Below are 23,122 nucleotides of genomic sequence, written 5' to 3'. Positions count from 1 at the left end.
ACGGTGAACGGTGAACGGTGAACGGTGAACGGTGAACGGTGAACGGTGAACGGTGAACGGTGAACGGTGAACGGTGAACGGTGAAAAATATCAGCTAACAAATATGAAGCAAGCGGTGCCGCACGGCATCTAAGCCGCCCGAAAAACGGGACGAAAACAGGCTCAATACCCGTTCTCACCCCGTTCCGCTTCAGCCGCGCAGGCTTGCGTGGCTCGAAGTGTAAGCCGGGTCGTATTAGAAGTGCAGTGCAGCGCCCACGTACGGGCCATCGGCCACGACGTTATCTTTACGACCGTCTTTACCGTTCATTGACATGTATTTATAGCCAACGTTAACGTCAACCAGCGAAATCGGCTGGAAGCTAATACCGGCAGAGGCTTCCTGGTAGTTGTCGATATGGCTGGAGAAAGAGTCCGGCGAGTAGAAATACTGCCCGTACACGTTGAACATGCTGGTCACCGGCACTTTCACGCCGCCGCCAATCGCGATGGCGTAGCCATCTTTGGTATCTTTCGGGTTGGTGGACATGGCTTTCACGGTAGGCGACAGCATCACATCGCCGATAGCGACGTTATAGCCCAGGCCCAGGCTACTGACGTTGCCATCATGATCGCTACGCAGCCAGTCACCGGATAGAGCAAAGCCCGGCGTGCTGGTGCCCAGACCGACGTGAACATCGGTGTAATCTTTGCCGACGCTGACGCCGCCATCAATCGCCTGAGCCGTTCCTGCCAGCGCCAGCAGCGCCAGGGCGCCGGTTGTCATTGCCACTTTTTTCATTGTTGTCTCCCAATTAATTTTACTCACGCCTGAAAACGGCGGTGGTGCAGCGTAAACCAACTATTTTAACAATTATATGAGAAAGAACTAAATGGTAATAAATTTGATTAATCTTACAAAAGAGCGAGTAACCAGATATTTCCGTCAGGCGCTGACCCACATAATATGGCCGACAATCGGCGCAATAATCACCGTCAGCACCCCGGAGAGCATCATCACCAGGCTGGACACCACGCCCTCCTGTGGACCGAGTTCATAGGCGCGCGCCGTACCGGCACCGTGAGAGGCCGCACCGAATCCTGCACCTTTAGCCATGCCTTGTTTAATGGCCAGACGCAGGAACAGCAGGTCGCCGACCGCCATCCCGAAGACCCCGGTGATTACCACAAACAGCGCCACCAGATCGGGTTTACCGCCCAGCTGTTCAGCCGCCGCCAGCGCAAACGGCGTGGTGATGGAACGCACCGCCAGGCTGCGCTGGATCTCTTCCGGCAGCGTCAGCAGGCGCGCCAGCCACACCGAGCTGCAGATCGCGACCAGCGTAGCGGTGATCACCCCCGCGGTCAGCGACAGCCAGTGGCGGCGGATAATTGCCATGTTTTCATAAACCGGCACCGCGAAGGCCAGCGTCGCCGGGCCGAGCAGCCACAGCAGCCAGCGGCTTTCACCAATATAGTCCTGCCAGCTGATTTCGGTGACCACCAGCAGCGCCACCAGCACCATCGGTGTCATGACCAGCGGCATCAGCAGCAGGCGGTGCCAGCGGCGATACAGTCGTTTATTGGCAAAGTAAATCAGCAGGGTTGCGGCCAGGCACAGCACGCTCAGGACAAAATCATTCATCATGCTGCCTCTGCTGTTTACGTGCGGCCAGCCACAGTTCGAAACGGCTTACGCGATCGACGACGATGCTGGTTGCCGCCAGCACCAGCAGCGTGCTGAGGGTAATCACCAGCAGGATCCGCCAGCCCTCAACGCGCAACAGTTCGGAGTAGTTCACCACCGCCACCACCGCAGGGATGAAGAACAGCAGCATTTCGGCCAGCAGCCAGTTAGACCCGGCCTTCACCCAGCCGATGGGCAGGATGCGCAGCATAATCATCGTCAGCAGCAGCAGCATGCCGACGATATTGGCCGGCAGCGGCAGGTGCAGCCAGACCACCAGATGTTGTGAAAAAACAAACAAACCGACATACAGCATTACCTGTAGCGGAACCTGAACCCGTAGCAGCCAGCCCGTTTTCATCGGGTCTGTCATGGTGGCCATCGCTCTATTACCTCATTGGGAGCCTTTTTGCTGGGATTATTATAAAGGAGTAACAAAGTGTGAAAAAAATGACTTAATATTATCCCTACTATGCCAAACAGGAATGATTATGGACGTTCGCGCCCTACGCTATTTTGTTGAGGTTGTCCGCCAGCAGAGCTTTACCCGGGCGGCTGAACAGCTGTATGTCACCCAACCGACCATCAGCAAAATGCTCCGTCAGCTGGAGGATAAGCTGGGCTGCACCCTGTTGATGCGCGAGGGCCGCAAGCTACACCTGACCGATACCGGCCAGGCGGTCTATCAGCGCGGGCTGACTATCCTGCAGGAGTTTAAGCAGCTGGAAGCAGAAATCAGCGATCTTAACGAGCTGAAAACCGGCGAGCTGCGGTTGGGTATTCCGCCGATGGTCGGCATGCAGATCGCCGGATCAATCTCCGCTTTTCGCCAGCGCTATCCCGGCGTGGAGCTGAAAATTTCCGAATTCGGCGGGCTGACCGTTCAGCAGGCAGTGCTGTCAGGCAGCCTGGATATCGCGATGACCGCCCTGCCGGTGGCCGGCGATCTGCCGCTAAACGCGCTGCCGCTGATGAGCCATCCGCTGTGCGTGCTGGTGCCGCGTACCGAAGCCTGGCTACGGCGCACGCACTTGAAGCTCAGCGAGCTGGCCGGGCAGCCGATTCTGATCTACAACGAAGAGTTTTCCCTTAACCGCCAGCTGATGCGGGCCTTTCAGGCCAGCGGCTTCACGCCGCAAATCGCCGTACGCAGCGGGCAGTGGGACTTTCTGGCGGCGATGGTACAGGCGGGGATGGGCGTGGCGATCCTGCCTGAGCCAATCTGCCAGCGGCTGGATAAAAGCCAGCTGCTGTGGCTACCGCTGGAGTCGGACCTGGTATGGAAGCTGGGGCTGATCTGGCGGGAGGGAAGCTACCTTTCGCGCAGCGCCCAGGCGTGGATCGCCTGCTGCCGCGAATTCTGGCCGGACAGCACGCCCGGACTGGTGGTTTAACCCCATCAAAAAGGGCGCCCCTTTCAGCGGTCGCCCTTTTCACTATCACTCTTCTTTTTCGCTCAGCAGCGTTTCCATCAGGTCAAGATCGTGCAGCAGCTTGTGCATCGTTTCGTCGCTGATCTGCTGCGTGGCGCGCAGGTGATACAGCTCACCGCGTTCCGCACGCAGGCCGGTCAGGCGGAAGCGGCGCTCCAGATTTTCCGCATACAACGCGCGCTCCAGATCCTCTTTGCCATCCACCCGGCGGCGCAGATTACCAATCACCCGCGAGCTGACCTCTTTCAGCAGTTCCGGATCGAGCGCTTCTTCGCTGTCGGCCAGCAGGCGTTCTTCCATTTTGTACAGGCTTTCAATCGCCGTGCCGGCCATCACCGCCCGCGCCATCTGCACTTCGCGGCGGTGAATGGTTTTATCGGTCCCTTCAATCCCACGCAGCAGCAGCGGTAAGATCACCACGCCCACCAGCAGGGAGAAAAGAATCACCCCGGTCGCGAGGAATACCAGCTCATAGCGCGCCGGAAAGTCATTGCCGTTGCTTAACAGTAGTGGAATCGACAGCACGCCGGCGAGGGTAATCGCACCGCGCACGCCGGCGAAGGAGGCGATCAGCAGCTCACGGGTGGTATAGCTGGAAAACTCCATCGGGCGCTTCTTCAGCATATGCTGGCTGATGTAGCGCATGCCCCACAGCCAGCCAAAACGCACCAGCATCAGCGCGGCGTAAATGGTGACGACGGAGGCAAACAGCGCCCACAGTTCGACGTTCGGATCGGCATCTGCCTGACGCACGGAAATCTCCAGAATGCCCGGCAGCTGCAGACCCAGCATCAGGAACACCATGCCGTTAAAGACGAACTCCAGCATCTGCCAGGCACCGTTAGCACGCAGACGCATGGCCAGCGGTGCCTGACGGATAATCCCGGAGCGGGAGATGGTCATCCCCGCCGCGACCGATGCCAGAATGCCGGAAACGCCAATGTGTTCCGCAATCAGGTAGGAGGCAAACGGCAGCAGCAGCAGCAGCACGGTCTGCGTTGCCGGGTCATCACCGCTCCAGCGGCTGAACAGGCGCAGGGATTTACCGTACAGCCAGCAGATAGCAATACCCGCCAGCAGGCCGCCGATCGCCACCTTGAGGAATTCCAGCGAGGCGCCGGACACGGTAAACACCATAGTGCCCATCGCCACGGCGACGGCAAACTTCAGCGACACCAGGCCCGATGCGTCGTTCATCAACGCTTCGCCCTGCAGGATCGCCATAATCTTTTTCGGGATGCGCCCTTCCCCAACGATGCCGGACAGCGCCACGGCATCGGTCGGTGACAGCACCGCCGCCAGGGCAAACGCCGGGATCAGCGGGATGCCCGGAACCAACCAGTAAATCAGGTAGCCAATCCCCACCACGGTAATCAGTACCAGCACCAGCGCCAGGCCGATAATCTCGCGCCCGTGGTGCAAAAACTCACTGGTAGGAGTCTTCCAGCCGTCGGCAAACAGCAGCGGCGGGATAAACAGCACTAAGAACAGCTCCGGATCGAAATCGACATGCAGACCAAATGTCGGCCAGGCGAGCAGCGCACCCACGGCGATTTGAACCAGCGGCAGGGGAATTTGGAATGGGATCATTCGCGCGGCGACACCCGACAGCGAAACGACCAGCATCAGGATCAGGATGGTAAAGAAGATTTCCATGTTTTCCTTTATTTATCTTCCAGTGGTGTGCAGGTGAACGCCTGCAAGGCAAGGACAAAGCCCTATCCGGCAGCGCCGTAAGACACTGGTTATAGTAAAGCAAATTAATAAACTGATGAAAAACAGGATGTGCGCCGAGGGGGGAAATTCAGTGGCATCTGAAGGTGGGGCCGATGATTTCGGCCCCGGAACAGGATTTAAATCGCCCAGCCGCCCACATAGAAGGCAACCAGTATTACCGCGATAACCACGGTGCCGATATTCAGCTTGCGCCATTCACCGGCCACGATGCGGCCAATCACCAGCGAACCGAAACCGATCATAATGCCGGTCACAATGTTGCAGGTCAGCACGATAAATACCGCGGCCAGCAGGCCGGACATCGCATCAACGAAATCATCGAAGTCGATTTTCGATACGTTGCTCAGCATCAGCAGGCCAACGTACATCAGCGCAGGCGCCGTCGCATAGCCCGGTACCAGATACGCCAGCGGCGACAGGAACAGGATCAGCAGGAACAGTACGCCAACCACGACTGCCGTCAGGCCGGTTTTACCGCCCGCCGCCGTCCCGGCCGCAGACTCGATATACACCGCCGCAGGCGCTGCACCCACCAGGCCGGAGAAAATACTGCTCACCGAGTCGCTGGTCAGCGCTTTACCGCCGTCGATAATCTGATTGTTTTTATCCAGCAGGTTCGCCTGACCGGCAACGGCACGAATGGTACCGGTGGCATCAAATACCGCCGTCATCACCAGCGCCAGCACGCTTGGCAGCACCGCAGGCTGCAACGCGCCGAGAATATCCAGGCTGAACACCAGCGAGTTACCCTGGGCATCGCTCAAGCTTGGCATGGCAAACAGGCCCTGGTATTTCACTGAAGGATCAAAGATTAGCCCAATCACCGAGATACCGATGATGGTCAGCAGAATGCCGCCGGGGACGCGGCGTTTTTCCAGACCAAAAATCACCGCCAGCCCCAGCAGCGACATCATCACCGGGAAGGAGACGAAGTTACCCAGCGCCACCGGCAGGCCCGGAGCCGGGTTTTTTACGACCAGACCAACGCCATCAGCGGCAATCAGCAGCAGGAACAGACCGATACCTACGCCGGTACCGTGCGCCACACCCATCGGTAAATTGCGCAAGATCCAGGCGCGAATCCCGGTTGCGGAGATGACGGTAAACAGGATACCCATCAGGAACACCGCACCCAGCGCCACCGGTACGCTGATGTGCTGGCCCAGCACCAAACTAAACGCGGTGAACGCGGTCAGGGAGATAGCGCAACCGATAGCCATCGGCAAATTCGCCCACAGTCCCATCAGCAATGAACCAAATCCGGCCACCAGACAGGTGGCAACAAATACCGCCGTCGGTGAGAAACCGGCTTTGCCCAGCATGCTCGGCACCACAATGACAGAATAAACCATGGCCAGAAAAGTGGTCACACCGGCCAGAACTTCGGTTCGCACGCTGCTACCGCGCGCGGATATTTTGAACCAGGTGTCTAACGTACCACCGGCCGGTTTAGAAGGAGTAGACATAGTAATCCCCTGAAATTTCTTATGAACTATTGCTGCGTGGCACCGTTGAAGCAAATGGACGTAAACGTTTGCGTCTTCGGTGCAATATTCACGACAAAAAGAATAAGGTTTCCTTTTTTCGTGTTTATAACCACGTAATTTAGATGCTTAATTAAAAGGTAAACGATTATCCAGCGTTTGACGGTCTGTTTTCAACACCTGTTCACGGTTATCTTTATTTATTCCAAAATCCGCAACCCGGTAATTCAACGCGAATCCCGGATTGGGAGAAACTGTATCGGGATATGCAGGACGGCAAAAATAGCGGTTTCTTATGAACAGGTGAAAGCAGCAAAAGATCCATCAGGAGAGAGTGATTTCGCCGCCCTTTTCCAGCGCACGCTGCCAGGCGCCACGATGCTGAATTTTTTCCAGCCAGCTTTTTATCGCGGGGCAGTCAGTCGTGCCACTGCGCGCAGTCAGCGCCAGCAGCGGAAAACTCATCTGCACGTCGGCAATGCTGAAACGACTGCCGGCAAACCACGCGCGCTGCGCCAGGTGCTGCTCGATAAACTGCTGATGGGCCGCCAGCTGCTTGTCCAGGTACGCTTTCTGCACCCCTTTGCCAAACGCACTGCCAACCGGCCTGAGCAGCCGGGGCACCGGCGCCTGGCCCATTCGGCTGAATATCAGCTTCATCACCAGCAGCGGCATCAGCGATCCTTCGGCATAGTGCAGCCAGTAACGGGATTGCAGCTGCTCCTCTTCCTCAATCAAAGTCAGCCTTTCTTCGTCGTCATAGCGCGATTCAAGGTATTCCAGTATCGCGCCGGACTCGGCAATCACCCGATTGCCGTCGGTTATCACCGGAGATTTGCCCAACGGATGGATTTTTTTCAGTGCCTCGGGGGCCAGCATGCTGGGTTCACGCTGATAGCGTTTGATTTGATAAGGCACGTCCAGCTCTTCCAGCAGCCACAGTACGCGCTGCGAACGGGAGTTGTTCAGATGATGTACGGTGATCATGCTCGCTCCTGTCAAAGCCAAATCTGAAGTATAGGTTTGGCTCAGCTGCTTTTCACATTCAGCAGGATCGCCCCGGTCCCCTGCTCGCTCAGACGGTCGTTCGGGTTCCGCAGCGGGCAGTCCTCCATCGAAAGGCAACCGCAGCCGATGCACCCGTCAAGATCGTCACGCAGGTGGGTGAGCATTTCGATGCGGCGATCCAGCTCATCGCGCCACTGCTGCGACAGCACCGCCCACTCTCTTGGTGACATGCGCTTTCCCGGTGGAAACTGCATTAAATTGTCGCCAATCGTCGCCAGCGGAATGCCGATGCGCTGGGCAATTTTGATAATCGCCACCCGGCGCAGCACATCTCGCGTATAGCGGCGCTGATTCCCCGTGTTGCGATGGCTACTGATTAACCCTTTGCTTTCATAGAAATGCAGCGCAGAAACTGCGACGCCGCAGCGCTGTGCCACATCGCCGGGGGTCAGTTCGCGCTTGTTGGGGGAGTTGCCGCTTTTTTTCATTTAGCTCTTTACCTCAAGTTAACTTGAGGAATTATACTCAGCCTCCATTGAAAGGGCGAGATGTGTGTTCCATCGTGCCCATCCGTTTCTGATACGTCAGTTGTTATGACGGCCAGATTTGACGCAGAACCAGGGAGAAAAATGTATGCATGATGACATCATCCGCACCCTTACCGACTGGATCGAAAGCAATCTTGATAAAACGTTGTCGATTGATGAAGTGGCGGCCAAATCGGGCTATTCGAAATGGCACCTGCAGCGGATGTTCCGCACCGTGACGAAGCAAACGCTCGGAGGCTATATTCGCGAGCGTCGCCTGACGCTGGCGGCAGAAGAGCTGCGGAAAACCCAGCGCCCGGTGTTTGATATCGCCATGCAGTATGGCTACGACTCGCAGCAGACTTTTTCCCGCGTGTTCCGCCGTCAGTTTTCGCAAACGCCGACCGCCTATCGCCACACCATGCGTCGCCAGGCGCTACAGCGCGGCAGCTGGAATTTCGACTGTAGCGACTTTGCGATGAACGGTTTCGCCCGCAGCAGCAGCGAAGTCTGTACCGTCTGCAACTGACCCGCCCGGGTCAGCACGGTGCCACCTCTCTCTCCGGTGGCACCCCGGGGGTCAGCTCCCGGAACGACGGGGACAAAAACCAGCCGCCGCCCCGCTGTTTAATCTGATACATCGCACTGTCAGCCTGGGCAAGCAGAACCTCGGTACTCGGATGGTGCTTGCCTAAAGCAACGCCGATACTCAGCGTCTGAGGGAATCGCGTGCCGTCATCCAGCTCCACTGGCAGCCGCATCTCGGCGGTAATATCCCGAGCCACCTGTGCCGCCTGCTCTTCGCGATCGATCGAGGTCAGCAGAATGGCAAACTCGTCACCGCCAACGCCCAGCCTCGCCACCAGATCGTCTTCGCGCAGCCGCTGGCCGACAACCCTCAGTACCCGGTCGCCCGCCGCACGGCCAAACCGATCGTTGACCTCTTTGAAGCGGTTACCGTCGATAAACAGCACGGCGATGCGCTCGCGCCCCCGAAGATCCAGCCAGCGTTTCTCCAACTGATGATTAAACGCCGTGCGGTTGGGCAAGCCGGTGAGCGTGTCGTGCAGCACCTGATGGGCAAGCGTGTCATTCTCATGCGTCAGATGCTGATGCCAGCAAGCGCGCTGCTTTCTGGATCGCAGCATCACGTTGAGGAACGCCACCAGCGTGGTGAACAGACTGAACATCCAGTAGACCAGCGGATACCAAATTACCCAGAACAGAGAACCGGCCAGAAGCGGCTCGTAGCGGCGTTCAATCAGCAGGCTGACGCTAAACTGAAGCAGACAGGTCACCGCCAGTACCAGGCCGGTGAACTGCGGCGGGAACAGATCGTAAACCCGGATACACAACAAAACTCCAGTAATAAATGGAGCTGATTTCTACAGCACACACTTAGCTGATTCACTGCCTTTCTGCAAAGTGAAAAAGCCTAGATGGGAACTGCTAAGCGCAGTAATGATGTTTATCGCCAGCACGTTCAACGTGCAGTGCCGTAAAGCCAGCCGCAACGCCATGGCGTTCGTCTTCACCGGCATCGGTATTGGCATGTCGTGCTGGTTTGTCACCGGTCTGTTGGGTATTAGCCTGAGCATGGAAAATTTATACAACTTCCGGCATATCACTAAAGACGTGTTTATCAACGTCATGAGCCAGACGCCGCCGGACTGGCCAATGCCCTGATTTCCCGGCCCGATGAAGCCGTCTTCATCGGGCAACGTTGCTTCCTGGCCAACTTCTTTCCCCTCTTTTTCTGCTTTGTTAAAACAGCGTGGAATTACCGCTGGCTCTAAAATAACTTTCACCGCAACGATCCAATTCAGAATTTATTTTTAATTCCACAAGAATATTCCCAATCGCATATCGTGAAATACTGATATAAAATAGCTGAACCACCTCAGCACGAATTAACTCCAGTTATTATCGCCATATTATAGTTAAGAAAGGTAATAGCATTTATGAGAAAGTCACGATATACGGCAGAACAAATCAGCAGAGCAATTAAAGATTCAGAAGACGGTATTAAGGTTAAACAGATTTGTGAAAACCCTGGTATTTCTGAAGCAACGTTCTACAGTTGGAAAAAGAAATACGCCGGATTAAATTCAGAACATGGAAGAAAAATCAAAAAATTAGAAGAGTCTCTGCACAGCATGTCGCGCGAACTGCAGCTGCTCTCTTCCGATAAAGAACTGCTTCAGAGTATTGCGAAGAACTTTTTCACCACCGGGGATAAACGCAAAGCGGTGACCTTTCTGCAGGATACCCACAACGTGGGAACCCGCCGCAGCTGCCGCCTGCTGAATATCAGCCGCAGCGTTTATCACTACCCCAGCAGCTGTGACAGTCAGTAATCTGCTGACAACAGAAATTATTTATCACTCTTTAACATTAGCCGCCGACCGGGAAAGTAATATGCGGTCGGTGCTAATGTTTTCGCTAAAGTTAACGCAGCATACTGTCTGACGTTTATTCGTTCAGCGGCACAATCCGCGACTGAGGCTTAATCCGCATCGCCACCACCACCCCGCTAATCAGGCAGATAATGCCACAAAATGTCAGCAAAGATGGCCACGTCTGGCGCAGGCCAAAAGTGTAGGCCAGCCCGGCCAGCGTTTCAAATACGATTAACGGTCCCAGCAGCACCGCAGGCAGGCGCTGGCTGGCTTCATTCCAGCACAGCGTCCCCAGCCACGAGCACAGTAGCCCGATAGCCAGCATCAGCGCAATAAACACCCCCGGCTGAGGACCAAACGGCAGAGTAAACTCAGGCTGCGTCAAATGCAGCTGCCCCATCACCAGCAGATAGCCCAGCAGCGCCAGCGGCAGCGTTGCCAAACCCTGCGCAGTTGCCCAGGTACCGGGACGCAGCGTCGGATGCTGCCGCAGCCAGCGCGAGTTGCGCAGCGGATACCACGTCCAGCAGATGACCGCCGCCAGCGCCATGCCGCTGAAATAACGCCACGGATCGAGTTGCTGCCCGGCCCCGCGAATTTCAGCCACGTTAACGCAGGCCAGTCCGCTGACGATCAGCAGCAAAGCAGGTGCCAGGCTACGCCAGCTGAGGCGGCCATCATCGCCGCCGTAAAACAGGTTGGCGCAGACCGCAATCACCACCGGCAGCGTGCCGATAATCATCGTAGAAACCGGGGCGCCGGTGCGCTGAATAGCCGTGGCCAGGAAGGCGTAGTAGAGCAGATTCCCCACCAGGGTCAGCTTAAAGGCTTCGCGCCAGTCATTGCCCGACAGTCCGCGAAGCCGCTGACGATCCTGCCATGCCAGCGGCAGCGCAATCAGCCCGAACGCCAGGTAGCGGCCCATGGACTGTAGGGTTCCCGGATAATCCGGCACCAGCAGCGGCCCGACAAAGATCAATCCCCACATCAGCCCCGCTCCGAGGGCAAATAAAATTCCCACTAACATCGCTCACTCCAAATAGTGCACAACAGCAATACCCTATTATGAAGGGGATGGCACGGCAGGGATTGTAGCAAATTGCGCTAGCGGCTCTGGCGGACCTGCTTCTGATAGCGGGCGGGGGTGATGCCATAGCGGGCGGCAAAACTGCGGGTCAGATGTGCCTGATCGGTCAGCCCGACGGCAGCGGCAACCTCGGCCGAGGGCATGCCGTCAATCAGCAGCTGGCGGGCCTGATAAAGGCGAAAAGCCATCAGCATCTGATGCGGCGTCACATGATACTGCGCCTTAAACTGCCGCTGAAAATGATAAGGGCTGAGCGACATCAGCGTGGAGAGATCGCCGAGAGTAATACGCTCAGCCAGATTATCGCGTAAATAGTCGCGGACCCGATCAAAACGATGACGGGTCGGAGCCTCTGCGGGACGAACATTGCAGGCGTGGGAGCGCAGCACGTCACAGAGTGACAGCAGCAGGCCATCGATCGCCAGCGCATCGTCCGTCTGCCACAGACCGGAGAGGATAAGCGAGATGTCACGCGCGTGCTGCGGGTGATGGCGCACCGCGCGGTCAAACCACCAGCCGTCTTCACCGGTCAGCTCGGCCAGCCGCTGCGGCTCAAGGTAGATCATCCGATACTGCCAGCCGCCTTCGCTGGCCGATTCGCCGGTATGCAGCTCGTCCGGATTCATTAACACCAGCGAGTCAACCGGCGCCAGATGCTGTTCACCGCGATAGCGAAACCGCTCGGCACCGCGATCGATAGTTCCGATACCAAACGCCTCGTGGGTGTGTGGCTCAAAGGCATAGTGCGTGATGTGCGCACGATACAGCTCCACGCCCTGCACGCCGGGCAGATGGCGGAAGCTGGCACGATCCTGCTCATAGCAAAACTGTTCCGGTACACCTTCCACTTTGCATCCTCGCTTAAAAATCGACCATCATTTTACGACGTTCATGTCGCGCCGGAAAGTGCTGATTAAACCCGGGTTAAACGACACACCTGTGCAGTAAAAGCCCTCGCACTCATTGTGATTCTATTTATTTGCAGGATGGTCAAATAGCGTTTTAACCAGCGGAAATGGACAATCTGCTATGTCGGAACTTCTTCTTACTCCACGTACGAACAACGGCCTTGCGTTATTTTCAGCACTGATTGGCGGCCAGCTGGCACCGGAAAAGTTGTGGCTCTCGCCCTCGTGGCGCGCCAAATTTATGCTGCGCTCAATGCTCACTCCGGTCAGCAGCTGGCAGCACATGCGCCATATCGCCACCTTTGCGCCGATGCAGCAGGTTTTGCCGCAGCAGCCCACGCTGCCGGGAAAAATCCACCGCCCTTACCTGCATCTCGGACTCTCGATCAGCCAGCGCGTGGCGGCACTGCACAGTCATTACCGCTTCGTCTCGCAGTTAGAATGTGAAGAGCTCCGCCAGGCGATGCTCTGCGCCTCAGATTTTGAACTCGCCACCTTCAGCGGGAAAGACGGTGAAGCCCTGGCGATCACCCTGATTTGCAATGGTCGCTGCGAGCGTGAAGGTGAAGTGAATTTACTACTCCACTGTGACGGCATCCTACTGGCAGTGCTGACTTTTGCCGTAACCGAGCACAACGGCAAACCGCAGCTGACGATCGGCGGCCTGCAGGGTGCTCACCGCGATACGCCGCACGAATTTATTCGCCACGCCACCAAAGCCTGTTATGGGCTGTTCCCCAAAAGAGTCCTGCTGGAAGCGTTGATGCAGCTTGCCAGGGCGATGGGCATTCAGCAGATTTATGCGGTGCGCGATGGTGGCCATGTGTTCCATAGCCTGCGCTATCGCCTGAAAAAAAGGGCGCTGTTTCACGCCTGCTATGATGAGTTCTGGCAGTCGGTTAACGCGAAGGTGGCATCACGTCATCTCTATCAGCTGCCGCTCAGTCTGCCGCAAAAACCGCTGGAGGAGATCGCCAGCAAAAAGCGCGCCGAGTACCGCCGCCGCTATGCGCTACTGGAGCAACTGCAGCAGCAGCTGGGCCGGTTTAGCTAATCACTTAACCGGCTGGCGGTGCCAGCGGCCGGTTCCAGCTGTACGTCGTCAATCTTCCAGCCGTCGCGTTCGTGCACCAGCGTAACCAGCAGATGCTGCTGATCGTTGGGATCGCGACCGAGCGTCACGTCGCCAAACGCACGCTTGCCGTTCAGAGTGAAATCGCTGACGCTGACATTATTCACCCAGCCGTCGCTGTAGTCCTGATCCTGCAGAAAGTAATCATCATCCATGCCTTCCGGGCTTTTAATCAGCAGATTGATTTTTTGCAGCAGCCGCTGGGTAACATACTCATTCAGCAACGGATCGTGCTCATCAATCGGGCTTTCTTCTTTACTCAGCGCCGTCAGATACCAGCTGTAAAAGGCCACGCTGGTACTGTGCGGATCGGCATTATGCTCTGCCGCCATCGCCTGAAAGACGAATATTGGGGCAATCAGCATCAATAACCACTTTTTCATTCCAACCATCCCGGATTCACCACGACTTGTTTTCCTCAATCAGCCCAGGTACTCCATGCCGCCTGTGATTGTATTGAATTTACGCGGCTAATCCAGTGTTCCCGGCAGTGTTGCCGGCTTTTTTTGGTAACTGTTTATCGGCGATTAACGCATCGGTTCATCCATTCGGTCAGGATTGCCGCCAGCCGCTGCGGCTGTTCGAGCGGCAGCATATGGCCGGACTCCTCCACCAGCCTGAATTCCGCATGAGGGATTGCATCACACAGCGCCCGCGACTCCGCCAGGCTACGCATGCGATCGTCAGCGGCGGCAACCACCAGCGTCGGGCAGCGAATGTCACCCAGCAGATGGCTGTCGCTGTTGCGCGCCATCAGCAGCTGACGAACATAGACTTCCCGCCCCAGCCGCAGGCTCATATCAAGGATCTGCTGCACCAGCAGCGGATCGTCCTCATGCCGCTGGCTCAGCGACAGCTTAATCGCCCGATGACCCAGGCCACGAAACTGACCGCTGGCACGTTGTAAAGTCTCGGCCACCGCGGCTTTAAAATCTGCCTGTCGCGGGCTGTCTGCCGCGCTGGAGGTCGCAATCAGCGCCAGTCCACGCACCCGCTGCGGCACCCGACGAATAATCTCGCGGGCAACGAAACCGCCCATCGAAAACCCCACCAGCACGAACTCCGGCGGGCAGCACTCCAACACCCTCCCGGTCATCTCCTCCACCGATTCCCCCTGCGAGAGATCGCCAAAGGTCAGCGGGCCTGTCGCCTTCAGCTGCGGCAACAACCCCTGCCACAGCCCGGCATCGCACATCAGTCCAGGCAGTAATACCAGCGCAGTCATCGGTTAATGCTCCAGAACGTTGTTGGCCAGTTTGAAAAACTCATACATAACGGCGCAGCCGCCGAAATAGGCGATCAGCCCAATAATCGCACCCAGCAGGCGTGACGGTATCGCACGCGGTGCGTTCCACGGCGCGGCCAGCAGCCAGTTGACCAGCTTACCCGGCAGGCAGATAACGGGAACACCGCGCTTATGGATGCGCCACACGCCGCTGAGCACAATCAGCGCCAGCATGATTTCAAAGAGGCCCGCCAGCTCTGCCCGGTTCCCCAGCAGCTTCGGCAGACCAAAATGCATCAGCACCAAAAAGAGGGCAACCACCAGGGCCGAGAGTATGCCTTCAATCAGCAGCCAGACCCCCAGCGCGATTTGCCAGCGCCGCAGCGTCTGAAGAATCAGGTTGTGACCAAAGAGATAGAACAGGATCAGTACGCCGCTGAGCGTCAGCACCGGCCACGTGGGATGCGCCTCGACCGCGCTGCGGTTGATGACCACACCCCAGAACAGCAGCAGGTAAATACCGGCCCAGCTGAGGGCAATGCGCGTTACCTCAAAGGGCGTCCCCTGAAAGGGGACTTCCTCACTGTACTGCCGCACCATCGGGTTGATGCGTTCGGCAAGTTCGGGATAGCGGGCGCACAGCTCGCCCACCTGCGTGTTCATGTCGGAGAGGAAATTGGGGATCAGCCGTGCCCAGAGCGGCATTTTCTCGTCGCTGCCGGTGATTAACGCCACCATCCGTTTTTTGCGCCAGGAATCCCCGGCAGAGTTCAGCAGCATCTGCCAGGCCGCCCCCATTGCCGTGCGACGTGCGGCGCGGTTGAGCTGCCACACCAGCCGACCCGACAGCAGCCGGGTATCATCGTAGCCGTCCAGCCCCCAGCCGAGCGCCTCCGACAGATGCATCAACAGCTCGTCGGTCAGCCCCGGCCGGTCAACCAGCGCCTGAGCCAGCTGCTGGTTGAACTCCTGCTGCTGCAACAGCGAGCCGTTAGTCGCGACCCGCTGCCAGATTTCCTCCAGCTGCGCCACGCCCTGCTCTGATTCCAGCAGACGGTCCGCCAGCCGATTGATTTCCTGAATGGTGTAGGCCGGCGGCGGCAGAGCGATATCTTGCGCGCTGTCGGATGTCAATTCTGTGCAACTGGGTAGATTCTCGATGTCTTCCGGCGACAGGCTACGATCGGCGGAATGCGCGCCCGCATCCTCGTCGGTGATTGCAGCATCATCACGCTGAAAACTGTCGCCATTTTCGCTGAACTCCACACCATCATCATGAATCATCGGTGTTAAACCCGTTTCCCCGGGCTGAATCTGGAAGCCAAAACCGGCCAGTTCACCCGGCTCGCTGGCGGCATACTGCTTCGCCTGCTCCCATGCCTCGCGCAGCCGCTGATAGCCTTCAGGATCGCGATCCGGGCGGTGCTGCTTCAGCTGCTTCACATAGGCGCGGCGGATCTCACTCTCGTCGCGGGTCGGATCGATCCCCAGTACGCTCCATTCGTTCATCTTACCGGGTCCAGTTATCATAGCGGGACAGCATCTGCTCCAGATGCTGGCGGAAACCGGCAATCTGACGCACGTCCTGGGTTTCCAGCAGCTGTTCAAACGCCGAAAGCGCGGCATCGATCTGCTGCCGCTCTTCGCCCAGCAGGAAGCGATAAAGCTCATTGCAGCGCGTCAGCACCCGGCGGTTTTCCGGCCGATCGCGCGGATGCTGCTTCAGCGAGGCCAGCCGCTCAAGACTCTGCTGGATCGCCTCCGCACTCATCTGACCGGGCACGTTTTCAATCACCAGGCGGCTGGTCGCTTCCGATACCGACGAGCGGCACTCCACTTCCAGAATGCCGTCCAGTGTATAGGTAAAGCGCACGTCAATGCTGATTTCACCGGCCTTGCGCGGCGGCACCTCGAGTTTGATTTCGCCGAGCTGGATATTGTCCTTCACCCGCCGTCCTTCGCCCTGGTAGATCTCAATCTCCACCACGGTCTGATTGTCCGTGGCGGTACACAGAGTCTTCTCCATGCTGACCGGCAGGAAGGTATTGCGCTCAATCAGCGGCAGGAAGAAGCCCGCTTCCTGGCGGCCATGCTGCTCGCGCATTGTCGCCACGCCCAGCGAATAGGGCATCACGTCGGTAAGGATCACGTCTTCAACGGCGCTGTCCTCCATCACCATCCCGGCCTGAACGCCTGCGCCAAGCGCGACCGCCTGGTCAGGGTGCAGATCGTGGCGCGGGAAGCGGCCAAACAGGCGGGCCACGGTCTGGCGGATCAGCGGCATACGCGTGGCACCGCCAACCAGCAGCACGTGATCCAGCTGGTCAAGGGTGAAGCGGGCGTCCTGCAGCGCCTGACTGACTGGCCGCTGGATGCGGGCAATCAGCTCACTACAAATCTCGGCAAACTTCGCCTCGCTCAGCTCCCAGAGCCAGCGTTTACCCTGCCATTCCAGCTCTGCGGTCGCAGGAGATGACTGAGTGAGATCGCACTTCAGGTGTTCGGCCAGCAGGCTGAGGCTGGCATAAAGCTCCCCTTCCGCCTGGTTTAGCTCAGAGAACTGCTGCTGCATCCAGCGCAGGATCGCCGCGTTAAAATCATCACCGCCGAGGAATACATCGCCGCTGCTGGAGCGCACTTCCACCACGCCGTCGAACATATCGATAATCGACACATCGAAGGTGCCGCCGCCGAGGTCAAAAGTCAGGTACTTCTGCTGCTGATTATGCAGCAGGCCAAACGCCAGCGAGGCAGCGGTCGGTTCGTTCAGCAGTCTTTTGACCTCCAGCCCCGCCAGCTCGCCGGCAGTTTTCACTGCCCGGCGCTGCACGTCGTTGAAATAGGCCGGAACGGTGATCACCGCACAGGACACCGGCTGGCCGAGTGCGTTTTCCGCATCCTCTTTCAACTGACGCAGCAGGATCGCAGACAGTTCCTCGGCGCGGAAGCTCTGGCTGCCGAGCCTGAGCGTGGTTTCACTGCCCATATGGCGCTTAAAGCTGCCCACGGTGAGGTGAGGATGCGATTGCAGCCGCGCCTTAGCGGGCTGGCCCACCAGCATATTGCCCGCATCGTCCACGCCGACGACCGAGGGCGTCAGAAAGTCGCCAAAGCGGTTCGCCACCAGTTCTGAACGCCCGTTGCGCCACAGGCACAGCAGACTGTTTGAGGTGCCAAGATCGATACCAATGACTAAATCGGTGGTCATTCACGCTGTCCTTGTTGACCCGACCGCGCGGGTTAATGTTATGCCCAGTTCTTTTTCTTGCTGGTTTTGCCGATACCCGGATTGCAGCTGTTAGTCGGGTCAAGCTGATGAAAATGCTGCTGGTGCTCGCTGGAGGCGTGATACAGATGGCCAATGTTATGCTCCGCCGGGTACTTCGCCCCGCGCCGATCGAGGTATTCCAGCACCGCGTCTTTAAAGGCCGCGCCGTCCACGCCGGGTTTCAGGATGTAGTCCTGGTGATTGACCAGACAGAAGAAGTGGCCGCAGCAGGAACCTTCCAGCACCTGCGCCTGGAGTTCGGGCGGCAGCTGGATCATCCACTGCTCGTCGTTACGCCGCAGCGCCACGTCGAAGGCAATCAGCCGGCGGTCGGTGTTGATGCCGTAGTAGTCGCAGTAAAATACCGTGCAGGCGCCCACGCCGAAACGCACCAGAAACGCATCGCCCTGCTCCGCTTCCGTACAGTGGAACCAGTCACCGTTGCGCTCGGCAAAGAAAGCGGTCAGCAGGCGGTTCATCGCGGCAGCTTCTTCGTGCGCGACCTTGATCATCAGATGATGCTCATAGCGACGATGCCACGACAGCAGGCGCGGAGAAATGGTCGATGGTGCCAGCCTGTTGCCCAGCTGGATCAGCTTATCGATGGTGTTGTCGGGCAGCAGCTTCAACTGCTTCACCCGCGCATCCCAGCGGGCTTTTTTCTGCATCAGCCCCGGCAGCGCCGACGGGCCAAATCGTTTAATCGACAGCAGCATGTGGCGGGCATAGCGCAGCGTCAGGCGGAAGGCATTGCGGTGAATGTATTCCGCCTGAATCGGCAGCTGTTCAATTTTTTCAATCAGATAGCGGCGCAGCTCCAGCAGCACCTGTTCATCGTTGGTGCCAATATAGAAGGTGTCTTCCTGCGGCGTAGCGTCAAAGGTAGCGAGGCGCACGGCAAACACAATCACCTTACCTGCGCAGCCCGCACTGTCGTGCAGATACTGCGGATTGCCGTTAAAACGCGTTGGGGTCACGGCATCAACATCTTTGATCACCGAAGCATAGTCATCGGCCCAGATTTTCCCCTGCCAGTCGGCGGCGGTGCCAGTGGTGTAATCGCCGGACTCCAGCCGGGCAATCATCTGCTCCGGCTCGGTTCCCAGATCGATACCCAGATGATTCACCATCTCCAGCTGGCCATCGTCGGTGATACGGGCAAACAGGGATTTTTCGGTAAACGCCGGGCCACGCTGCAACAGCGATCCGCCGGAGTTATTACAGATGCCGCCGACCACAGAGGCACCAATGCAGGAAGAACCAATCACCGAATGGGGTTCTTTGCCGTACGGCTTCAGGCTCTCTTCCAGTTCGGTCAGCGTGCTGCCGGGGAAGGCAATAATCTGCTGCGCCTCATCGATCACCTGCACCCCTTTGATTTTGCGGGTGTTGATAATCACCACCGGGCGATCGTAATCGTCTCCGTGCGGCGTCGATCCGCCGGTCACGCCGGTATTGGATGCCTGCATCAGAATAATCACGTCGTTTTGTTGGCAAACCTTGAGCGCCTGCCAGAGCTGAATCAGCGACGCGGGCAGCACCACGGCCAGCGCTTCACCGTGGCCCACGCGAAATCCTTTGCAGTAGTACGCTTTCTGATAGCTGTCGGTAATCAGGCCGTCGGCACCGACCACCTTGCCAAGCTGTTGTAGGGTATTGGCATGTTGCATAGCGGGTTGACCTCTCCCTGGAAGATTGATGTGCGTAAAGAGTGTACCTGACACTTTTCCGCCAGAGCTAGCACCAATCGACAGAAAATACCGTGGTTTATCGGCGGATAAATCCACAAGATTGATAATGATTTCAGCCAGTTCGGTAATTTCAGATAGATCTTCGGTGAAAGCACATTATGCAGAGGCGATCGACTGGATGACTGGCCGTTCGCCCAGAAATAGCGCGTCGCATTTTTATTCTGACCGTGGATTATTTTTCCGAAAAAAACGGCAGGAAAGGATGAATAAATAGTTAGCTTTTTAGCAGCCATAGGCGAAGTATTTTTATGCATATTTTATTCACTTAAAATGCATAAAATTATTTTTTCTTCTGTTTTTCAGAAACTTGAATGTGATCAAAAAGTGAATAATTACGAGCTATTCTGTGTTGACATTGTTATCCCCCACGGCCAGCATTAGGCAACTCGCTCACCTCCCGCCAGCGGTTTTGGCCTGAGTGAAGGCCATACGGCGCTGCCCGTTTTCTCGTCGCATAGTACGCCTGAAACCCGTTTTTATCGGGACGGGATCGCTTTGCCTGCAAAAAATATTGAGAGGATGCCATGTCTGACCAAGCGGATACGCAGCAAAATCTGCACCGGGGCCTGAGTTCCCGCCATATCCAGCTGATCGCCCTCGGCGGTGCCATCGGTACCGGGCTGTTTATGGGGGCCGGTAAAACCATTGCCGTTTCGGGAACCTCCATCCTGATCACCTACGTGGTGGTCGGATTCTTTATGTATATGACCATGCGGGCGATGGGTGAGCTGCTGCTGACCCGGCTGGACTATCGCTCATTTGCCGACTTTGTGGCCGACTATCTGGGGCCGAAAGCCAGCTTCTATCTCGGCTGGTCCTACTGGCTGAGCTGGGTGGTGACCTGCATTGCCGATGTGGTGGTCTGCGGCGGCTATGTGCAGTACTGGCTGCCGGAACTGTCGCCGTGGATACCGGCGCTGTCAGCGCTGGCGCTGCTGTGCCTGCTTAATCTGCTGTCGGTAAAGATGTTTGGCGAGGCCGAGTTCTGGTTCGCCATGATCAAGGTGATCGCCATCGTGGCGCTGATCGTCACCGGCAGCTGGATGATCGCCAGCGGCTGGACCTCGCCGGATGGCGTGCAGGCGTCGCTCAGCAACGTCACGGATCCGCAGGTGTTTATGCCACACGGCATCGTCGGTTTCTTTGCCGGGTTCCAGATCGCCATCTTCTCCTACACCGGGATTGAGCTGCTGGGCACCATGAGCGCCGAAACCCGCTCGCCGGAACGGGTGCTGCCGAAGGCGATTAAAGCCATCCCGATGCGTATTATCATTTTTTACGTGCTGTCGATGGTGGTGATTATCGCCGTCACCTCCTGGCAGCACATTGCACCGAATACCAGCCCGTTCGTCACCCTGTTCGATAAAGCCGGGCTTCCGGCAGCGGCAGCGGTTATCAACTTCGTTGCCCTCACCTCGGCGATGTCCTCCGCCAACAGCGGCGTTTACTCCAGCACCCGCATGCTCTACGGCCTGTCGGTGGACAATCACGCCCACTGGCAGTTCCGCATTCTGTCGCGTACCACTTCCATTCCGGTACACAGCCTGCTGTTTACCTGCTTCTGCATGCTGATCGGCACGCTGCTGTTGTTCCTGGTGCCGGACGTGATGACGCTGTTTACCGTTGTCTCCACGCTGGCGGCGATTTTGGTGCTCTATAGCTGGGCGATGATCCTGATTGCCTATCTGGTGTACCGCAAACGCCGCCCGGACCTGCACCAGCGCTCTACCTTTAAGATGCCGGCGGGCATCGCCATGAGCTGGCTGACGCTGCTGTTCTTCCTGTTCTCGCTGGTGGTGATGGTGTTTGATGCCGATACGCTGACGGCGCTGTGTACCATGCCGCTGTGGTTTATTCTGCTGGAGTGGGTCTGGCGGGTGAAGCAGCGCAAAGCGCAGGTTAAATCAGAGGTGGTGTGAGCGCCTGAACGAGTGGCCGTGTGCCTGGCTGCTGAAAAAACTTAATCGTGTGGCGACAGGCCGCATAAGAAAACAGGCCCTGATGGATAACCGTCAGGGCCTGTTTTGCAGTAGACGGCGTCTCTACAGATGCCGCCTGCGGTGAGCGCTGTGCCCACCGTCCGGTGGCGTAATCGCTTACAGTACGCCCTGCGCCAGCATCGCATCAGCCACTTTAACGAAGCCGGCGATGTTCGCACCGTGAACGTAATGAGTCTGCTTGCCTTCACCGCCGTGTTCAACGCAGGCGTGGTGAATATCCAGCATGATGTGCTGCAGGCGAATATCCACTTTCTCAGCCTTCCAGCTCAGACGCGCGGCGTTCTGCGCCATTTCCAGACCAGACGTTGCCACGCCACCGGCGTTAGCCGCTTTGCCCGGAGCAAACAGCACGCCGGCATCCAGGAAGGCGTCGGTTGCGGCAATCGTAGTTGGCATGTTCGCACCTTCAGCAACGGCCTTCACGCCGTTGGCGATCAGCTGCTTAGCGGCAGGCAGATCCAGTTCGTTCTGCGTTGCGCACGGCAGCGCGATATCCGCAGGCACGCTCCACGGCTGCTGACCGGCGAGGTAAACCAGGTTACGTTCGCGGGCGTAGTCTTCCACGGTACCGTAGCGCACGTTTTTGATCTCGGCCAGATGCGCCAGCTTCTCGGTAGTGAAGCCTTCTTCATCCACCACGGTACCGCCGGAATCGGAAGCGGTCACCACGCGGGCACCCAGCTCCAGCGCTTTCTCGATGGCGTACTGCGCCACGTTACCCGCACCGGAGACGGAAACACGGCTGCCCTCGAAGCCCAGACCGTGGCGCTTCAGCATCGCATCGGTGAAGTACACCAGGCCGTAGCCAGTGGCTTCAGGACGGATCAGGCTGCCGCCAAACGTCAGACCCTTACCGGTGAAGACGCAGCTGGTGTTATTAGACAGCTTTTTCATCATCCCGGACATAAAGCCAACTTCACGGCCGCCCACGCCGATATCGCCGGCAGGAACGTCGGTATCCGGGCCAAGGTGACGATACAGCTCAGTCATCAGCGCCTGGCAGAAGCGCATCACTTCGGCGTTGCTTTTGCCTTTCGGATTGAAGTCAGAACCGCCTTTACCCCCGCCCATTGGCAGCGTGGTCAGGGCATTTTTAAAGGTTTGTTCAAAACCGAGGAACTTCAGAATTGACAGGTTTACAGAAGGATGGAAACGCATACCGCCTTTATAAGGACCAATGGCAGAGCTGAACTGTACACGCCATGCGCGGTTCACCTGTACCTGGCCACGGTCGTCGGTCCAGGCTACGCGAAACTGAATGGCTCGCTCTGGTTCCACCAAACGTTCCAGCAATCCCTGCTCCTGATACAGCGGGTTCTGTTCCAGAAACGGCCACAGAGAGGTAAAGACTTCACGTACCGCCTGCAGGTATTCCGGCTGATTAGGGTCACGCTGTTGGACGGAGGTTAGAAACGACTCCAGAGAGTTAAAACCTTTCATTCTAAATCCTTCTGACTGTGGGATGTCACTGGTGCTAATTAAGAGTTATTTGAATAG

At 57.4% G+C, this 23,122-nt stretch carries 22 protein-coding genes and 1 pseudogene; 6 read left to right on the top strand and 17 right to left on the bottom strand.

Going from position 1 to position 23,122, the window contains the following annotated elements; all coding sequences use genetic code 11:
- Positions 1-235 precede the first annotated feature (235 nt).
- From AC07U6_RS08700 to AC07U6_RS08690, 3 genes are all read right to left on the bottom strand, one after another.
- A complete protein-coding gene (locus AC07U6_RS08700) occupies positions 236-781 on the bottom strand; it encodes a YfaZ family outer membrane protein (RefSeq protein ID WP_494764081.1) in 546 nt (181 codons plus the stop codon).
- Positions 782-925: 144 nt separating this feature from the next.
- Positions 926-1,624 (bottom strand): LrgB family protein, encoded by a 699-nt coding sequence (locus tag AC07U6_RS08695; RefSeq protein ID WP_494764568.1) that lies wholly within the window; start codon positions 1,622-1,624, stop codon positions 926-928.
- The gene (locus AC07U6_RS08690) at positions 1,617-2,048 is read right to left on the bottom strand and encodes a CidA/LrgA family protein (protein ID WP_494764082.1); all 432 of its coding nucleotides are present in this window, start codon (positions 2,046-2,048) and stop codon (positions 1,617-1,619) included. Before AC07U6_RS08690 ends, AC07U6_RS08695 begins: the two co-directional genes overlap by 8 nt.
- A gap of 109 nt (positions 2,049-2,157) precedes the next feature.
- On the opposite strand from AC07U6_RS08690, the gene AC07U6_RS08685 reads away from it, so the two are divergent.
- Complete coding sequence (locus tag AC07U6_RS08685) at positions 2,158-3,060, top strand: LysR family transcriptional regulator (protein WP_494764083.1); 903 nt, start codon at positions 2,158-2,160, stop codon at positions 3,058-3,060.
- A gap of 45 nt (positions 3,061-3,105) precedes the next feature.
- Here the strand turns inward: AC07U6_RS08685 and AC07U6_RS08680 are convergent, their stop codons facing one another.
- The 4 genes from AC07U6_RS08680 to soxR all read right to left on the bottom strand — a co-directional run bounded on the left by AC07U6_RS08680 (position 3,106) and on the right by soxR (position 7,816).
- Positions 3,106-4,755: a Na+/H+ antiporter gene (locus AC07U6_RS08680; protein WP_494764084.1), complete on the bottom strand. Its 1,650-nt coding sequence runs from the start codon at positions 4,753-4,755 to the stop codon at positions 3,106-3,108.
- A gap of 197 nt (positions 4,756-4,952) precedes the next feature.
- Complete coding sequence (locus AC07U6_RS08675; protein ID WP_494764085.1) at positions 4,953-6,302, bottom strand: NCS2 family permease; 1,350 nt, start codon at positions 6,300-6,302, stop codon at positions 4,953-4,955.
- A gap of 342 nt (positions 6,303-6,644) precedes the next feature.
- Complete coding sequence (locus AC07U6_RS08670; protein WP_494764086.1) at positions 6,645-7,307, bottom strand: glutathione S-transferase family protein; 663 nt, start codon at positions 7,305-7,307, stop codon at positions 6,645-6,647.
- Between the two features lie 41 nt (positions 7,308-7,348).
- Positions 7,349-7,816 carry a redox-sensitive transcriptional activator SoxR gene (gene soxR / locus AC07U6_RS08665; protein WP_494764087.1) on the bottom strand — a complete coding sequence of 156 codons (468 nt, stop codon included), beginning with the start codon at positions 7,814-7,816 and terminating at the stop codon, positions 7,349-7,351.
- Between the two features lie 145 nt (positions 7,817-7,961).
- Here soxR and soxS point away from each other — a divergent pair, with 145 nt between their 5' ends.
- Complete coding sequence (gene soxS, locus AC07U6_RS08660; protein WP_494764088.1) at positions 7,962-8,384, top strand: superoxide response transcriptional regulator SoxS; 423 nt, start codon at positions 7,962-7,964, stop codon at positions 8,382-8,384.
- Between the two features lie 10 nt (positions 8,385-8,394).
- Here soxS and AC07U6_RS08655 read toward each other — a convergent pair whose 3' ends face one another.
- Together AC07U6_RS08655 and AC07U6_RS08650 are read right to left on the bottom strand one after the other, a co-directional pair.
- The gene (locus tag AC07U6_RS08655) at positions 8,395-8,928 is read right to left on the bottom strand and encodes a diguanylate cyclase (protein ID WP_494764569.1); all 534 of its coding nucleotides are present in this window, start codon (positions 8,926-8,928) and stop codon (positions 8,395-8,397) included.
- 42 nt (positions 8,929-8,970) lie between these two features.
- Positions 8,971-9,204, bottom strand: a pseudogene (locus AC07U6_RS08650) (poly-beta-1,6 N-acetyl-D-glucosamine synthase); the annotation flags it as partial.
- A gap of 76 nt (positions 9,205-9,280) precedes the next feature.
- Here AC07U6_RS08650 and AC07U6_RS08645 point away from each other — a divergent pair.
- Together AC07U6_RS08645 and AC07U6_RS08640 are read left to right on the top strand one after the other, a co-directional pair.
- Positions 9,281-9,541: a YjcB family protein gene (locus AC07U6_RS08645; protein ID WP_494764089.1), complete on the top strand. Its 261-nt coding sequence runs from the start codon at positions 9,281-9,283 to the stop codon at positions 9,539-9,541.
- Positions 9,542-9,816: 275 nt separating this feature from the next.
- On the top strand, positions 9,817-10,212 hold the full coding sequence (locus AC07U6_RS08640; protein WP_494764090.1) for a transposase: 396 nt from the start codon (positions 9,817-9,819) through the stop codon (positions 10,210-10,212).
- A 115-nt stretch (positions 10,213-10,327) separates the two neighbouring features.
- Here the strand turns inward: AC07U6_RS08640 and AC07U6_RS08635 are convergent, their stop codons facing one another.
- Both AC07U6_RS08635 and AC07U6_RS08630 read right to left on the bottom strand, forming a co-directional pair.
- Complete coding sequence (locus tag AC07U6_RS08635) at positions 10,328-11,281, bottom strand: DMT family transporter (protein ID WP_494764091.1); 954 nt, start codon at positions 11,279-11,281, stop codon at positions 10,328-10,330.
- Between the two features lie 77 nt (positions 11,282-11,358).
- Positions 11,359-12,189, bottom strand: coding sequence for an AraC family transcriptional regulator (locus tag AC07U6_RS08630; RefSeq protein ID WP_494764092.1), 831 nt, complete (start codon positions 12,187-12,189; stop codon positions 11,359-11,361).
- 181 nt (positions 12,190-12,370) lie between these two features.
- Here AC07U6_RS08630 and AC07U6_RS08625 point away from each other — a divergent pair, with 181 nt between their 5' ends.
- Positions 12,371-13,303: a VirK/YbjX family protein gene (locus AC07U6_RS08625; RefSeq protein WP_494764093.1), complete on the top strand. Its 933-nt coding sequence runs from the start codon at positions 12,371-12,373 to the stop codon at positions 13,301-13,303.
- On the opposite strand, the gene AC07U6_RS08620 is transcribed toward AC07U6_RS08625, so the two are convergent.
- The 5 genes from AC07U6_RS08620 to dld all read right to left on the bottom strand — a co-directional run bounded on the left by AC07U6_RS08620 (position 13,300) and on the right by dld (position 19,544).
- Positions 13,300-13,764, bottom strand: a complete 465-nt coding sequence (locus AC07U6_RS08620; RefSeq protein ID WP_494764094.1) for a DUF3828 domain-containing protein — start codon at positions 13,762-13,764, stop codon at positions 13,300-13,302. The two genes, AC07U6_RS08625 and AC07U6_RS08620, sit on opposite strands and share 4 nt — an antisense overlap.
- 134 nt (positions 13,765-13,898) lie before the next feature.
- Complete coding sequence (locus AC07U6_RS08615; RefSeq protein ID WP_494764095.1) at positions 13,899-14,606, bottom strand: alpha/beta fold hydrolase; 708 nt, start codon at positions 14,604-14,606, stop codon at positions 13,899-13,901.
- A 3-nt stretch (positions 14,607-14,609) separates the two neighbouring features.
- Positions 14,610-16,115 (bottom strand): J domain-containing protein, encoded by a 1,506-nt coding sequence (locus tag AC07U6_RS08610; protein WP_494764096.1) that lies wholly within the window; start codon positions 16,113-16,115, stop codon positions 14,610-14,612.
- A 1-nt stretch (position 16,116) separates the two neighbouring features.
- Positions 16,117-17,814 carry an Hsp70 family protein gene (locus tag AC07U6_RS08605; RefSeq protein WP_494764097.1) on the bottom strand — a complete coding sequence of 566 codons (1,698 nt, stop codon included), beginning with the start codon at positions 17,812-17,814 and terminating at the stop codon, positions 16,117-16,119.
- A gap of 38 nt (positions 17,815-17,852) precedes the next feature.
- Positions 17,853-19,544 carry a D-lactate dehydrogenase gene (gene dld, locus AC07U6_RS08600; protein WP_494764098.1) on the bottom strand — a complete coding sequence of 564 codons (1,692 nt, stop codon included), beginning with the start codon at positions 19,542-19,544 and terminating at the stop codon, positions 17,853-17,855.
- Between the two features lie 605 nt (positions 19,545-20,149).
- On the opposite strand from dld, the gene AC07U6_RS08595 reads away from it, so the two are divergent.
- Positions 20,150-21,544: an amino acid permease gene (locus AC07U6_RS08595; RefSeq protein ID WP_494764099.1), complete on the top strand. Its 1,395-nt coding sequence runs from the start codon at positions 20,150-20,152 to the stop codon at positions 21,542-21,544.
- 177 nt (positions 21,545-21,721) lie between these two features.
- On the opposite strand, the gene gdhA is transcribed toward AC07U6_RS08595, so the two are convergent.
- Positions 21,722-23,065 (bottom strand): NADP-specific glutamate dehydrogenase, encoded by a 1,344-nt coding sequence (gene gdhA, locus AC07U6_RS08590; protein ID WP_494764100.1) that lies wholly within the window; start codon positions 23,063-23,065, stop codon positions 21,722-21,724.
- Positions 23,066-23,122 lie beyond the last annotated feature (57 nt).

It is taken from the genome of Erwinia sp. GW821-FHT03D09, assembly GCF_059420805.1.
Note: the sequence above shows the minus strand (reverse complement) of the source record. Positions and strands in the feature narration are given on the sequence as shown.